Genomic DNA, 14,309 nt, shown 5'->3' on the forward strand with positions numbered 1-14,309 from the left:
ATATTCACGTATTCACGCTGATATCACTGGTTAATTAAGACTGAAAATTGCGAGTTGAACTTGAGAAAAATAAAGCGATGATCAGTTAAAATACCCAATAACTTACTTATATCTTAAGCTTTATGAGCATAGACGAAATTTCTCAGATTGAAACACATCCGCTCGCGCCATTTTTACCCGTCAACGCAAAGTTATTGATGTTGGGTAGCTTCCCACCTCCAAAGGAACGTTGGAAAATGGACTTTTATTATCCTAATTATCAAAACGACATGTGGCGTATTTTTGGTCTAATCTTTTTTAATAATAAAGATTACTTTTTAAATCTTGAACATAAAAATTTTCATGAAGATAAAATCCGGCATTTTTTGACAGAAAAAGGAATTGCCATTTTTGATACGGCCTATCAAGTAAAGCGATTGAAAGGCAATGCTTCGGATAAGTTTTTAGACATTGTGACACCCACCGATCTTGAGCAGTTACTGCGTCAAATTCCAGTGTGCAGTACCATTGTGACCACTGGAGACAAGGCCACCGACACCTTGATGCAGTCTTTTGAGCCATCTACCACAAAACCTGTCATTGGTACGCCCAGTCAAACGATATTTTTACAGCGTAAATTCAATTTATATCGAATGCCATCATCTTCTAGAGCATACCCACTGGCATTAGAAAAAAAAGCACACGCTTATGCAGCACTATTTGAAGCTACAGGCTTGCTCTAGAGTTACATCATCCACTCAATTGGTAAATAAGCCACCCATTTCATAATCCAGCGCTGAAAGCGAGTGGTTTGCGGGTCATGACGATAAACGATAGTCTGACCATTGGCTTGGTGATCGAGCCAGATCAATTCACCTGAAGCATCTAATTTAAGCTCATAGGCAATCACGGGTAAATACTCATCTAAAACCTGTTGAATTTGGGCTTGCAGTGCTTCCGACTCAACCACTAGTCCGACCTCTGTATTGATATAGGCAGATCGAGGATCAAAATTAAATGATCCAATAAAGACTTTCCCATCTACATCAAAAAATTTGGCATGCAAGCTTGAGCTTTTTTTGCCTTTTGCCGGAATGACGCGGCCGGTCATTTTTTCGTACCATGTTGGGCGTGTACGCTCAATAATCGGTTTAAACTCATAAAGTTTGATGCCGTTTTGAAGCAACTCCCGACGATACTGACTATAAAATGCATGGACAATCGCCACGTCGTTGGCGGCAAACGAGTTAGTCAGCACGCGTATATCGACCCGCTTCTGACTCAATTGACCCAAATAGTCTGCACCGGCTTGAGTAGGGACAAAGTAAGCCGATACCAGCTCCAGATGCTGTTTTGGATGGCCCATGAGTGCAAAAATCTGATTATAAATCAGCTCTTGACCTTTGGCCGTCCGTGAGATTTTCTTGGGTGAGTCGGCTACAAAATGTGCCTTAGCCCAATTTACAGTATAACCTTGTTTTAAGAGCTGATTTAGCTCTGCTTGCGCGTCATTGATTTTATCTTCAGTCGGCGTATCAATACGTTCATTTTCTTGGTAGGTTTGACGTAAATTGATTAAATCTTGAGGTGTAGACGTTTTTAATATATGTGTTGCATTGACGGAGCGCGAAGACGTCCAAAAATTTTCAAAAGTCTGCTTTGCTTGTGCTGCTGCCGTGCCGTAAAACAGAATATCTAAATCTGTAAACTGAAACTTGTAGCTGGCTTCAAAATATTCACTACTGATATTGCGTCCACCTGTTACAGCAATCAGATCATCAGCAACAATAAGTTTGTTGTGCATCCGGTGATTAATTTCATATGGCCTCAAGACAAAATCTAAAGCTCTAAAATGTCGAAATCGATAGGGATTAAAAAATTTAAACTCAATGTTTGGATGTTGTGCCAGCGCCTGAATTGTTGAATCAAGCTGTGTACCATTTTGATCATCAATTAAAAGCCGAACTTTTACGCCACGATCTGCTGCCTTGAGTAATTCGTGAAGCATTAACTGACCCACAAAATCATTGTGCCAAATGTAATACTGCAAATCGATCGTATGTTTGGCTTTTCGAATCAGATAAATCCGTGAAGCAATACTAATAAAGGCATCATCGAGTGCAACATAGGCCGTGAGGCCTTGCTGAATCTTTTGCTGGGCAGATGGATCGTTAAGCCACGTACTTTGTTCAATCAAATTTTTCTCGCTTTGTGAAGCTTGTAATCCCATCGAGATCAAGCTAAAACTTAAAATCAAAAAATATCTTAAAAAGTTTTGAGTTTGATGAATCCACCACATGATATTTTCCAGAATTAGAACATCAATTTGTATTTTTATTGTCAATTCAACGCTATTTTCATCTTAAGCATATCAAGTCAGACATCAAGGATCAAAAATTTCCGTTCTTCATAAATAAATTTCTTACAAGTTTTATATTTTACTTATTACTATACTTGGGTATAGTATATGAATCAGTGCAAAGTGATTGTTTATGCCAAAGCAAATTGAAGACAAGAAAAAAATTATTCTTCGTGTAAAAAAAATTCAGGGCCAAGTGCAGGCCATTGAGCGCGCGCTTGAAGGCGATACGGCTTGTGCCGATATTCTTCAGCAGATCTGTGCGACACGTGGTGCAATGAATGGCTTAATGAATGAAATGCTCGAGGTACATTTGAAAGATACGCTGGTTGCTGGCGATACCACCGAGCAAGAACGAAGTAACGAGCTTGTCGAAATTAGTAAGATCTTAAAATCCTATTTAAAATAATCAGGAGATACACATGAAATCACGTGCGGCCGTAGCATTTGGACCGGGACAACCTTTACAGATTGTAGAAGTCGATGTAGCACCGCCTCAGGCAGGGGAAGTGCTAATTAAAGTGACACATACAGGCGTGTGTCATACCGACGCTTTTACTCTTTCAGGTGACGATCCTGAAGGTGTATTTCCTGCCATTTTGGGGCATGAAGGTGCTGGTGTGGTAGTCGAGGTGGGAGAGGGTGTCACCAGTGTAAAACCGGGTGACCATGTAATTCCACTTTACACAGCAGAATGCGGTGAGTGCCTATTTTGTAAATCGAATAAAACCAATCTGTGTGTATCTGTTCGTGCAACACAAGGTAAAGGTGTTATGCCAGATGGCACCACGCGTTTTTCTTATAATGGAGAGCCAATCTATCATTATATGGGTTGCTCAACTTTTAGTGAATATACGGTGGTGGCTGAGGTTTCACTGGCGAAAATTAATCCTGAAGCCAATCATGAACAAGTGTGTTTACTTGGATGTGGCGTCACAACTGGAATTGGTGCCGTACACAATACAGCAAAAGTACAAGAAGGTGATTCTGTTGCCGTATTTGGTTTAGGCGGTATTGGTCTGGCTGTGGTTCAGGGTGCACGTCAGGCCAAAGCTGGACGAATCATCGTTGTAGATACCAACCCAGATAAATTTGAATTGGCTAAAGAATTTGGTGCAACAGACTTTTTAAACCCAAAAGAATACGACAAACCGATTCAGCAAGTGATTGTTGAAATGACAGGTTGGGGTGTAGATCACTCGTTTGAATGTATTGGCAACGTTAATGTAATGCGCTCTGCTCTAGAGTGTGCACATCGTGGCTGGGGACAGTCTGTGATTATTGGTGTTGCGGGATCTGGTCAGGAAATTTCAACTCGACCATTTCAGTTAGTGACCGGCCGTAAATGGATGGGAACTGCCTTTGGTGGTGTAAAAGGTCGTAGTCAACTGCCAAAAATGGTTGAAGATGCGATGAAGGGTGATATTCAACTTGAACCTTTTGTCACTCATACCATGCCACTCGATGAGATTAATCATGCATTCGATTTGATGCATGAAGGTAAATCTATTCGTAGTGTCATTCATTTTTAAGACTTCTGGTCTGTTAAATCCAACTCAAGGCTTAGGTACAAAATGTACTTAAGCCTTTATAACTTCTGACATATGAATTTCTTGGTAAATACTACATTGACGAACGAAATCCACATCATGTGAGACTAAAATAACAGCACCTTTAAAATCGCGTATTGCACATGCAAGTAGCTCCCTTGATACAATATCGAGATAGTTTTCGGGTTCATCCAATAGTAATAGATCAATTGATTCAGCAGGATAGGCAAGAACCGTCAGTGCCACTTTGAGTTGTTCTCCGCCACTTAATTGGCCAATAGGTCTGAGTGTGCTATCTCCCCGCAGACGCAACTGACCTAACTTGTTTCGCCAGAATACTTCGTCATATTCAGAATTCAGTAAACGTAAATTTTCCACGGCAGAATATCTTGAATCGAGGAAACTAAATCTTTGGTCAAGGTACAAACAGCGCGCCCGTTTAAAAAAAAGAGAATCATCAGAAGTATGAAGACGAGCAATAAAATGTAATAAGGTCGATTTGCCAGCACCGTTCTCACCACATAGATGCAATTTTTCATGTGCTAGTAATGCAAAATGAAAGGTTAGATTGCAGTGGTATGGATGTAACACACCATTAAGACGTACCAATTCTCCTGATTGGGGTTGGGTAGATGAAAATTCGAATTGCTGCGCTTTGATGACTTCAAGTCGAGAAGTTTTGTCTCGTAGCGCTTCTTTCTGAAATTCAAGCTGACGATGCTGCTGTCGAGTGATCTGTCCTAACTGTTGATCGGCCTTATTTTGTTTAAAATCTAAAATTACTTTTGCTTGGGAGCCGCTATTACGTTTTTTCTTTGCAGTGCTTTGCTTTTTTTGTTGCTTCATTAATGTTTCATGCTGCTTGATCGTTTGCTGCTTAAGCTCTCGTTTGTGTTGATCAATCGAAAGCTCAAGTGCAGCTTCTAGTGTATCTGTAATTTGCTTGTAATGGGCATAATTTCCACTATGTGCATGCAGGCCAAAATTATCCAATGCCAATATATGTTGCATTTGATTGATGGGCATAATTTCCACTATGTGCATGCAGGCCAAAATTATCCAATGCCAATATATGTTGCATTTGATTGAGTAGTTGTCGATCATGACTCGCTACAAGTGCTCCCATAGGATGCGCCAGTAAGCTGGAAATTAACCAATCGCGACCAGATGCATCGAGATGATTACTCGGTTCATCCAATAGCAAATAGTGATCTTTTAAATTAAAAAGTCGACATAAGGCCAGTTTAGTTTTTTGTCCTTCACTCAAAGCTGTGACCGGAAAGTCAAATGCTGTGGTTAAACCCGCTTTACTCAATTGCTCTTGCCAGTATTGAGGCAAATTCCAGTTACCTTCAGCCAGATCATAATCTTCAAATGTTGCTTGCCCGCACTCGATACGTTTTAAGGCTTCGAGGGTATCTTCAATCTGTAATACTTGCGCGATCGTTTGATTAGTGAGTTGATGTTGTTGAGGTAAAAAAGCATAAGCACAGTTCCAAGCGACTTGTCCGGTAATATTTTTTTGAGTTAAAAGACATTGTAAAAGTTGACTTTTTCCCTGCCCATTACGTCCAATTAAGCCTGTTAGCTTGTGTCTATTCAATTGGAAATCAAGTTGATCAAAGAGAACTGTAGAACCAAGTTCAAAATGAAGTTGATGAATAATACATGCCTGTTGGGTCATAAGACCTCCAAAAAAAACAGGATGTACAAAAGTAGAGCCAAGTGAACCATGAATAGATATAGCGTTCTATTTTGTACATCAAATAAAAATGACGTTAAACAAAAAAGAACTTAATTCATCGGCAGAGACTCGAGATAAAGAAGGGTATGGCTAGATATTAATCAATTAAGAACATGCTCGTCAATTAATTATTTTTTACTAAAACACTTGTCAAATGTTTTGAGTCCGCGTATGTTAGAGGCAAGATACGTTTTACCTGATTGAAACAGACATGTTAAAACAACCTGTACATCACACTGCTTATTTTTATTTTTGGCAATATAGATAGTTGCCTGTTTGCATTCGGGCAACAAAAAGGTTGCCCTTCAAGTTAATACCTGATCGGCAACCCCGATCAGGTTTTTTTATGGCTGTTTTATTTAATTTTTTTGGAGAATTCATCATGTTTAATTTCAACTCGACTTATTTTAGCAACGTTTATTGGTTTTACTTTAGCCAGCAATCTCAATCCAATAGTCCCACATCGCTCAAATAAAAGATCGGACTGAACGACTCAGTCCAAAGGAAGTTACAATGAACGCGCTAAATAATCTGATTGAAAAAACCACTTCAAAAGAAATCGAACTTCGTTTACCACAACAAATAAAAGCACAATATCCGCTCTCATCGCCACTTGTGAAGCAAATTGCCGAGCACCGTCAAACCATTGAAAATATTTTATCGGGTCAAGATCCAAGACTATTGGTGATTACCGGGCCTTGTTCGATTCATGATCCAGTTTCTGCATTGGACTACGCATCACGATTAATTGAATTACAACAACAAGTGAAAGACCAGATTTTTCTGGTGATGCGTGCGTACATCGAAAAACCGCGGACCACAGTAGGTTGGAAGGGCTTTATGTACGATCCGGATCTCGATGGATCGGCTAATATGCAGCGTGGTATTGAGCAGTCACGTGCTTTATATCTTGATATCATTGAAAAAGGTCTACCAATTGCCAGTGAAATTTTAAATCCAATGGCTACAGCATATTTTGACGATTTGTTGGCTTGGGGAGCAATTGGCGCACGTACCAGCGAATCACAGATTCATCGTGAAATTTCGAGCCATATGCCATTTGCAATTGGTTTTAAAAATGGCACCGATGGTTCAATTCAAATTGCATTAGATGCGATTCAATCGGCAAAAAATGAACATCAATTTTTTGGGATGAGCCAATCAGGTTTACCTGCGGTGTTGATGAGCAATGGAAATCGTTTACCCCACCTGATTTTACGTGGTGCAAATAAAGGACCAAACTTTGATCTTGACGCAATTGATCAAATGAAATTAAAGCACAATGGCACATTGCCTGCGTTGGTGATTGACTGTAGCCATGGCAATAGTTCAAAAAATCCATTGAATCAGCCACAGGTATTGGAACAAATTATTTTAGAGCGTTTAGAAAGCAATGTACGTGGCGTGATGCTTGAGAGTCATTTAGTGGATGGTCAGCAGAAAATCTCTTGTGACATGACGTATGGGCAATCAGTAACGGATGGCTGCTTGGGGTGGGACAAAACCGAACGCCTACTTTTGCGCGCAGCGCAGCAATTGAATGCACAGCAGTTACTCGAATCGGCATAAGCAATAAAATGCAAGGCAGGCACTACTTTAGAAGAAGTGCCTGTTTTTTATGTTATAAACCTGCTTCGTAATCTGTATTCGATAAAAGATTATCTACATCTGACAGGTTGTCTGGTTTGATTTTATAAATCCAGCCTTTAGCATAGGGCTCATCATTAATAAAATCAGGATCATCTTCAAGTGCGGTGTTGACTTCAACCACAACACCAGACACCGGCGCATGAATGTCAGAAGCCGTTTTAACCGACTCAACTACACCTGCCTGTTCACCTGCAGTAACACGGCTACCCACTTCAGGAACTTCAACATATACAAGATCACCTAGTGCATCTTGAGCGTGATCGCTAATTCCTGTCACAACCAAATCGCCTTCGATTCTGGCCCATTCATGAGTACGTGCATACTTTAATTCAGAAGGATGGTTCATAACAGCTCCTCACAATCCTAAAGTTCAATATTTTTGATAGCGGTTATACAGGTTTTTTAAGCAAATGAAAAGCTTATAGATAGGGGTCTTTGCGCCAGTTACTTGGACTTCGTCCACTCCAGCGTTTAAACGCCCGGCTAAAATTGGCAACATCTGAATATCCAAGTTCATCTGCGATTTGCTCAAGACTGTAATCGGTTCGAGACAGTAGCGAGGTCGCGTGTCGATAACGTACTTCATCAACCAGTGTCGAAAATGACGTACCTTCGGCTGCAAGTTGTCTTTTAAGGGTACGATCAGACATGTGCAACAGTTCGGCCACACTCTCAATACTCAAATAATGTTGTTCGGAGTTGGTCAAAATATCACGTACACGCATGGCTAAACGACGACGTTCACCCAGAGCAGACAATTCACTTTCGCATTGATTAATCGCGATTTGACTGGCAATCGGATCTGCATTGACCATTTTTAAACCAAGATACTGTTTGTCAAAGCTTGAAATCAGATGTGGTTGATCAAATCGCATGTTGATGGCCATTTTATTTAAATATTTTTCAAATCCAAAGGGCTGTTCAAAATCCAGATCAACTTCACCGGTTAAATCATCACGTCCAGTGAGCGCTCTGGCCATGCTCATAATACCGATGGTCAAACTTAAAATAATTTCTGTGCGTAAAGGCTCTAAATCAAAATCACATTGCAACTGAAGAGTGGCTTTTGGACCAAAGGTAGAAAAGTAAAGCTGTAAAAAGGGCATACGAAGCTGAATAAATCGCGTTGCCAAAGCCAGTGCATCGGTAATGTCATTTGCAGTCATGATGGCATAACCAATAAACCCATGAATAGAGATACGCATCTGATGGCCAAGGTGGTATCCCAGTGTACTTTCACCGGTAAGACGTAATGCATGTTTCACCAGTTCATTGGCGATATGAATGGGAATACGATACTCCGGATCTGCAAGCTGCTCACTGGTCAGATGAAAAGGAGCAAACAGTGTCTGATCGTTGTATCCCCATCGAGACACAACGTCTAAAAGTAATAGGCCATAAACACCAGGTATTCCTTGATCCTGACGCGCTGAATTTATTTTCATTCCTAATCCGTTATGCGTATAGACTACAGTCATCCGTTTGTTATAGTTACATGAAACTTATTTTAAAAAATAAAAATTGTCAGACAAAATTTTAACTAATGACTGAATTATCTCGTTTAAAGACAAGAATTTTAGTGGTTGAAATGAGTAAGACATCGCCATGTTGATTAAGTGCTTGTGTGATGTAGCTCACAATACCACGATCTGGTTTAGATTTTGAAGGGGTAATACTGGCGATTTCAACTTCGACATGCACCAGATCACCCACACGCGTAGGACGTGGCCAGCGCAAACTGGTTTCAGAGCCAATGAGACCACCTGCAACCTGAAAGCACTCAGTCCATAAACGCATCACCACTGCAGAGGTGTGCCAACCACTGGCTGCCAAACCCTGAAAGACGGGATGCTTCTTTGCAGCTTTTTCATCGAGATGAAAAGGCTGAGGATCGTAAAGCTGGGCAAATTGTGTGATTTCTTCAAGGGTCATTTCATAATCACGACTAATAAAACGATCACCCACTTTAAGATCTTCCAGGTACAACATTATTCTTTTTCCTCTGTTTCTAATTCATCGACCAAGAAGCCACCTGTTTGTCGTTTCCACAAATGTGCGTATAAACCATTTTGGGCGATCAGTTCGTCGTGGGTTCCTTGCTCTACAATATGTCCTTGATCTAAAACAATCAAACGATCCATTTGGGCAATTGTAGATAATCGATGTGCAATTGCAATCACTGTTTTATCTTCCATGAGCGCATCTAAACTCGATTGAATGGCTGCCTCAACTTCCGAGTCTAGAGCACTCGTGGCTTCATCTAGAATTAAAATCGGTGCATCCTTTAAGAATACACGGGCAATTGCAATTCGCTGACGCTGTCCACCAGAGAGTTTAACACCACGTTCACCGACATAAGCCTCATAGCCCTGACGGCCGCGTAAGTCACTTAATTGTGGAATAAATTCATCCGCTTGCGCTTTAGAAACAGCATGGAACATTTCTTCATCTGAAGCATCTGGCTTGCCGTATTTAATATTTTCAGCAACAGTACGATGCAGTAACGAAGTATCTTGCGTGACTAGGGCTATGTTGGCGCGTAGGCTGTCTTGAGTAACGTCGTTGATATCTTGGCCATCAATTAAGATTCGGCCTTGATTCAGCTCATAAAAATGCAGTAATAATTGAATCAAAGTCGATTTACCTGCACCAGAACGACCCACCACACCAATTTTTTCACCCGGACGAATGGTTAAATCAAATTGGCTGATCACGTTTTTATCTGAATAGGCAAAACTGACATTTTCAAAACGAATTTCACCTGATTTTACCTGTAATGGTTTGGCATCTTCTTTGTCTTGAATACTTACCGGTCGACCCAAAGTACGCATACCATCTTGAATGGTGCCTACATTTTCAAATAGCATAGACATTTGCCACATCATAAACTCAGACATGCTGTTGAGTTTTAAAATCATAGCTGTGGTGGCAGCAATCACACCCAGTGCAGCTTGACCATTGAGCCATAGCCAGACAGCTGTTCCAATCACACCAATAAACAAGACTGCACTTAAAAACGTGGTACTGATTTCAAACTGTGTACCCAAACGCATCTGACGAAATACAGTCTCCATAAACTCGACCATGGACTGTTTTGCGTATTTGCTTTCACGGCCCGCATGAGCAAATAATTTAACCGTTTGAATATTGGTATAGGCATCGGTTACACGGCCAGTCATGACTGCGCGTGCATCTGCCTGTTGTTGAGATACTTTAGATAAACGCGGAATAAAGTACCATGCACTCAAAATAAAAAGCCCTAACCATAGCGCTAAAGGAATCAGTAAAATTGGTGAAATAGACCCAAGTACTACACTGATGGTAATAAAGTAAATGGTGACATAAACCAGCATATCACCCAAAATCATCCAGAATTCACGAATAGCCAATGCAGTTTGCATCACTTTGGCAGACAAACGACCAGCAAAGTCGTTATGGAAAAAATCGATACTTTGCTGAAGTAAGAGATTATGAAACTGCCAGCGCAAACGCATAGGAAAGCTGCTGTATAGAATTTGGTGTTTAACAATCGACTGTAAACATACAAAAAAGATATTGGCGAATAAAACACTGGCCAAAATAGTCAGGTTCTCAGTGTGCCGGTCTAAAAAATTACTCGGCGTACTGGTACTGAGCCAATCGACCAGATGACCAATTTTTGAAAATAAAATTGCTTCAAAAGTTGCGGCACCGGCGGTACACAAAATTAAAATAAATAGAAAAGGACGTACGCCTTGTGTCGATTTCCAGATAAATGCAAAAAAACTGCTAGGCAATGGTTCGTTTAAACCACGAGTAGGATAGGGGTCTACGAGCTTTTCAAACCATTGCAACATATATGTTCCTAAATATTAGCGTTACATGAGCTTATTATAAGTAATATCGATTATTTTAGATATAAGCAGCTAAAATTGTTATACATACTTTAAAATTACAATATTTAATAATTTTAAGCTGACTTATTGATATTTAAGATTGTAAGTAATTATTATTCCTCTAATTCTTCATTTACTTGACCATAAATTAACAGGGTGAAAACACCTGTACCACCTAAAATATTACCAAGCGTGGTTGGAAGTAAGAACTGAAAACAAAACTCACTCAGAGAAACCTGACCTTGCCAAACCAAATACGCAACTTCAACAGAGCCAACAACTACATGGGTAAAATCACCTAAACCAATCAGATAGGTTAATAAAAAAATCAATAAAATCTTATTATTAACAGAAGGCAACATCCAAACGAGTGCAGCAATGAGTAAACCAGACATTGTACCTTTAAGAAAGTTTTCCCAAGCAGAAAATGAAGCAACATGATGCGCAATCTCATTTAGTGCATGATCCACTTCAGGCGTAAATAGTGCTGTTGTGAGAAAAAATAGACTCGATAAAAAAGTTCCGACCACATTGGCAGTAATAACAATACTCCAAAGCCGACCCACGGCTTTAAGTTTTGCAAAGCTAAAGGGTTTAAATAACGGAATGACGGTTGTGATGGTATTCTCTGTGAAAAGCTGCATGTGTCCTAAAATTGCAATAATAAATCCGATGGTATATCCAATATTCGTGACTAAATCTTTCCAAACAGCATCTACCGGTAAATAAGAACCAATTACAGCTTTAAACACGAAAGAAAAACTCATGACTAATCCAGCTGTGATACCAGAGAAAATGAGTGCATTTAACGGACGACTCAATTCTTCAACACCATCACGACGGATAATTTCATAGACCAGTCGTGGTGATAATTTTTCTTGTTCCTCAACGGCTAATTTTTCTTGCCAACTTAGCTTAGGATCAATTTCCATTTCAGCTTTAACTTGTTTTCGTTCAGCATCACTCATTTTTTTTCATCCTTGTATTTAGTCATTTACTTATAGTTGGTCAGCGCAATTTTTGAAGCGTTTCAATTTATAGAGTAAACCAAAAAAGAAGGAATTACGTGAGGAAATTAGAAGGTATAGATCACAGAAAACTCTAGGATAATAAAATACATATGATTTCGCATAATGTATATTATGTTAAATAGGATATCTAAGACTGTGGCCTACACAATACTGTTTGTTGCCACAGATCAGCAATGTGAATTATGATTGTAGAGATTCACGTTGCTGAGTATCCTAATGAACATAATACAAGTTATGCAGAAATCCTTTGACCAATATATCTATAACTACAAATAAATTCGAATTATAGTTTTACAACAACTCTCCCTCTAATTTTTCCATCTAAAATATCATTTGAAATATTTAAAGCATCTGTTAACTGAATTTCAGTCGTTACTGTTTCCAATTTCGTTTGATCTAATTCCGTAGCTAAACGTTCCCATGCTTCTTTTCTTAATTCAATTGGTGCCATAACACTATCAATTCCATATAAGGTAATCCCTCTCAGGATAAATGGAGCAACTGTCGCTGGAAAGTCCATTCCACCTGCCAAGCCACACGCAGCGACCGCACCACGATATTTTGTACTAGCACATGCATTGACTAAAGTTTGGCTTCCAACAGTATCAATCACACCAGCCCAAATTTCTTTGTTTAATGGCTTTCCTTGTGAAGATAATTCAGCGCGATCAATAATTTCACTTGCACCTAAATAGGTTAAATACTCTGACTCTTGAGGTCGACCAGTTGAAGCTGTAATCTCATAACCAAGATGGTTCAAAATAATAATCGCAATACTACCGACACCACCATTTGCACCTGTTACTAAAATTTTCCCATCACTTGGTTTAAGACCATGCTTTTGCAAAGCCATAACACACAACATTGCGGTATAACCTGCTGTACCAATAATCATGGTATCTTTAAAAGAAAAAGCAGAAGGTTTCTGTATAAGCCAATCGCCTGAAACAGTCACTTGTTCAGCTAATCCGCCTGAATATTTTTCACCAACACCCCAGCCATTTAATAGAGCTTCATCGCCTTTTTTCCATGCTGGATGTTTTGATTCAATTACAACACCTGAAAAATCTATCCCTGGTGTTAGTGGAAAACTACGCACTACTGGAGAGCGCCCAGTAATGGCTAAAGCATCTTTATAATTTAGTGTTGAATATTTAACTTCAACTCTAACCTCTCCTTCTTCTAAAGTCTTTGATGCAATCTCTGTAATTTTTGATGTGTAACCTGCATCATCTTTATTAATTACGATACCTTGGTACATAGAATTTCCTCTCTATTTAATTAGACTGCTTGTCTAGAATTAATTAAAAAATAAATACAGACGTCTGCATTTATTTTTTAATTAAATTTTTACGTGATTTTGTTGTTTTACAGCTAAAGTAAACAAGCGATAAAATGCATCTAAGGGACTTGTTGATTTGACCAAACGTGCTCTTAGAACTGCACCTTCCCACCCAATCCAAAACTGATAAGCAGCTTCATCACAATCAGTTACGCTATATTGTAAATTTGACCGATATAAAGAATCTGAAACCAGTTTCTCCCATACCTTAAAGATACTTTCAATTCGAGCGATGATCTCTGGTGGTAAATACGAAACTTCTTGTCCTAAGTTACCTAAAATACAACCTCGTTTAAAATCATATTTTTCCAGTTTTTCACCTGCATCTTTTACAAAATTTTGCAGTCTTTCTAATGGGGAAAGATCAATTTGACTTAAAAACTTATTCAACCGCTTCACAAAATAAAGCTCATAAGTATCTAGAACTTCTAAAATAAAAGCTTCTTTATTTGCAAAATAATGATAGAAAGATCCTTTAGGAACTTGGACTGATTTCATGAGATCGTCCAAGCTCATAGCATTCATTCCACGTTCGGTTAGTAACTCGATACCTCGGCGGATTAACACTTCTTTAGTGTCTGCATAGTTACAACCGTGTTTGGTTGGTCGACCACGTGGTCTTTTGGGTAAGGAAGAATAATTCATAAAATAAAAATAGACTATGTGACTAGAAATATCAACAATAAAATCATTTGATTGAAATTTTATCTGAATAGCATCTGTTTCTTTTCTGGGAGAACTTAATCTTTTATTTAAATGTACTCAAAAATTCTATAAGT

Annotated in this window: 12 protein-coding genes and 1 pseudogene; 4 read left to right on the forward strand and 9 right to left on the reverse strand. The window is 39.2% G+C overall.

All coding sequences use genetic code 11. The features are described from left to right. Window positions 1-122: 122 nt before the first annotated feature. Window positions 123-722 carry a uracil-DNA glycosylase family protein gene (locus tag KCV09_RS04305; RefSeq protein WP_119025699.1) on the forward strand — a complete coding sequence of 200 codons (600 nt, stop codon included), beginning with the start codon at window positions 123-125 and terminating at the stop codon, window positions 720-722. A gap of 2 nt (window positions 723-724) precedes the next feature. Here KCV09_RS04305 and KCV09_RS04310 read toward each other — a convergent pair whose 3' ends face one another. Further along, on the reverse strand, window positions 725-2,209 hold the full coding sequence (locus KCV09_RS04310) for a phospholipase D family protein (protein WP_171500059.1): 1,485 nt from the start codon (window positions 2,207-2,209) through the stop codon (window positions 725-727). 262 nt (window positions 2,210-2,471) lie between these two features. On the opposite strand from KCV09_RS04310, the gene KCV09_RS04315 reads away from it, so the two are divergent. Beyond that, the gene (locus tag KCV09_RS04315) at window positions 2,472-2,747 is read left to right on the forward strand and encodes a metal/formaldehyde-sensitive transcriptional repressor (RefSeq protein ID WP_004937454.1); all 276 of its coding nucleotides are present in this window, start codon (window positions 2,472-2,474) and stop codon (window positions 2,745-2,747) included. A 13-nt stretch (window positions 2,748-2,760) separates the two neighbouring features. Beyond that, complete coding sequence (locus KCV09_RS04320; protein ID WP_004947270.1) at window positions 2,761-3,870, forward strand: S-(hydroxymethyl)glutathione dehydrogenase/class III alcohol dehydrogenase; 1,110 nt, start codon at window positions 2,761-2,763, stop codon at window positions 3,868-3,870. Window positions 3,871-3,918: 48 nt separating this feature from the next. Here KCV09_RS04320 and KCV09_RS04325 read toward each other — a convergent pair. Then, window positions 3,919-5,572, reverse strand: a pseudogene (locus KCV09_RS04325) (ATP-binding cassette domain-containing protein). A 573-nt stretch (window positions 5,573-6,145) separates the two neighbouring features. On the opposite strand from KCV09_RS04325, the gene KCV09_RS04330 reads away from it, so the two are divergent. Beyond that, a complete protein-coding gene (locus KCV09_RS04330; RefSeq protein WP_004937463.1) occupies window positions 6,146-7,201 on the forward strand; it encodes a 3-deoxy-7-phosphoheptulonate synthase in 1,056 nt (351 codons plus the stop codon). Window positions 7,202-7,253: 52 nt separating this feature from the next. Here the strand turns inward: KCV09_RS04330 and gcvH are convergent, their stop codons facing one another. The 7 genes from gcvH to KCV09_RS04365 all read right to left on the reverse strand — a co-directional run bounded on the left by gcvH (window position 7,254) and on the right by KCV09_RS04365 (window position 14,175). Then, entirely contained in the window at window positions 7,254-7,628 is a 375-nt protein-coding gene (gene gcvH, locus KCV09_RS04335; RefSeq protein ID WP_004937465.1) for a glycine cleavage system protein GcvH, read from the reverse strand. A 73-nt stretch (window positions 7,629-7,701) separates the two neighbouring features. Further along, window positions 7,702-8,727, reverse strand: coding sequence for a helix-turn-helix transcriptional regulator (locus KCV09_RS04340; protein WP_151746269.1), 1,026 nt, complete (start codon window positions 8,725-8,727; stop codon window positions 7,702-7,704). A gap of 91 nt (window positions 8,728-8,818) precedes the next feature. Then, window positions 8,819-9,271 carry a MaoC family dehydratase gene (locus KCV09_RS04345; protein WP_151816133.1) on the reverse strand — a complete coding sequence of 151 codons (453 nt, stop codon included), beginning with the start codon at window positions 9,269-9,271 and terminating at the stop codon, window positions 8,819-8,821. Beyond that, on the reverse strand, window positions 9,271-11,118 hold the full coding sequence (locus tag KCV09_RS04350) for an ABC transporter ATP-binding protein (protein ID WP_004947280.1): 1,848 nt from the start codon (window positions 11,116-11,118) through the stop codon (window positions 9,271-9,273). Before KCV09_RS04350 ends, KCV09_RS04345 begins: the two co-directional genes overlap by 1 nt. A 152-nt stretch (window positions 11,119-11,270) precedes the next feature. Then, window positions 11,271-12,089 (reverse strand): formate/nitrite transporter family protein, encoded by an 819-nt coding sequence (locus KCV09_RS04355; RefSeq protein ID WP_370685126.1) that lies wholly within the window; start codon window positions 12,087-12,089, stop codon window positions 11,271-11,273. 382 nt (window positions 12,090-12,471) lie between these two features. Then, window positions 12,472-13,449, reverse strand: a complete 978-nt coding sequence (acuI, locus tag KCV09_RS04360) for an acrylyl-CoA reductase (NADPH) (protein ID WP_212515594.1) — start codon at window positions 13,447-13,449, stop codon at window positions 12,472-12,474. Between the two features lie 81 nt (window positions 13,450-13,530). After that, window positions 13,531-14,175, reverse strand: coding sequence for a TetR/AcrR family transcriptional regulator (locus KCV09_RS04365; RefSeq protein ID WP_119026311.1), 645 nt, complete (start codon window positions 14,173-14,175; stop codon window positions 13,531-13,533). Between the last annotated feature and the right edge of the window lie 134 nt (window positions 14,176-14,309).

It is taken from the genome of Acinetobacter soli, from assembly GCF_018139125.1.
In the GTDB taxonomy this organism is placed as follows: Bacteria; Pseudomonadota; Gammaproteobacteria; order Pseudomonadales; family Moraxellaceae; genus Acinetobacter; species Acinetobacter soli.

Excerpts from the sequence above, each read along its gene's own strand:
- KCV09_RS04320 (WP_004947270.1), top strand. The coding sequence starts at position 2,761 with ATGAAATCACGTGCGGCCGTAGCATTTGGACCGGGACAACCTTTACAG.
- KCV09_RS04310 (WP_171500059.1), bottom strand. The coding sequence starts at position 2,209 with ATGGGATTACAAGCTTCACAAAGCGAGAAAAATTTGATTGAACAAAGT.
- KCV09_RS04345 (WP_151816133.1), bottom strand. The coding sequence starts at position 9,271 with ATGTTGTACCTGGAAGATCTTAAAGTGGGTGATCGTTTTATTAGTCGT.
- KCV09_RS04330 (WP_004937463.1), top strand. The coding sequence starts at position 6,146 with ATGAACGCGCTAAATAATCTGATTGAAAAAACCACTTCAAAAGAAATC.
- gcvH (WP_004937465.1), bottom strand. The coding sequence starts at position 7,628 with ATGAACCATCCTTCTGAATTAAAGTATGCACGTACTCATGAATGGGCC.
- KCV09_RS04355 (WP_370685126.1), bottom strand. The coding sequence starts at position 12,089 with ATGGAAATTGATCCTAAGCTAAGTTGGCAAGAAAAATTAGCCGTTGAG.
- KCV09_RS04350 (WP_004947280.1), bottom strand. The coding sequence starts at position 11,118 with ATGTTGCAATGGTTTGAAAAGCTCGTAGACCCCTATCCTACTCGTGGT.
- acuI (WP_212515594.1), bottom strand. The coding sequence starts at position 13,449 with ATGTACCAAGGTATCGTAATTAATAAAGATGATGCAGGTTACACATCA.
- KCV09_RS04365 (WP_119026311.1), bottom strand. The coding sequence starts at position 14,175 with ATGAATTATTCTTCCTTACCCAAAAGACCACGTGGTCGACCAACCAAA.
- KCV09_RS04315 (WP_004937454.1), top strand. The coding sequence starts at position 2,472 with ATGCCAAAGCAAATTGAAGACAAGAAAAAAATTATTCTTCGTGTAAAA.
- KCV09_RS04305 (WP_119025699.1), top strand. The coding sequence starts at position 123 with ATGAGCATAGACGAAATTTCTCAGATTGAAACACATCCGCTCGCGCCA.
- KCV09_RS04340 (WP_151746269.1), bottom strand. The coding sequence starts at position 8,727 with ATGAAAATAAATTCAGCGCGTCAGGATCAAGGAATACCTGGTGTTTAT.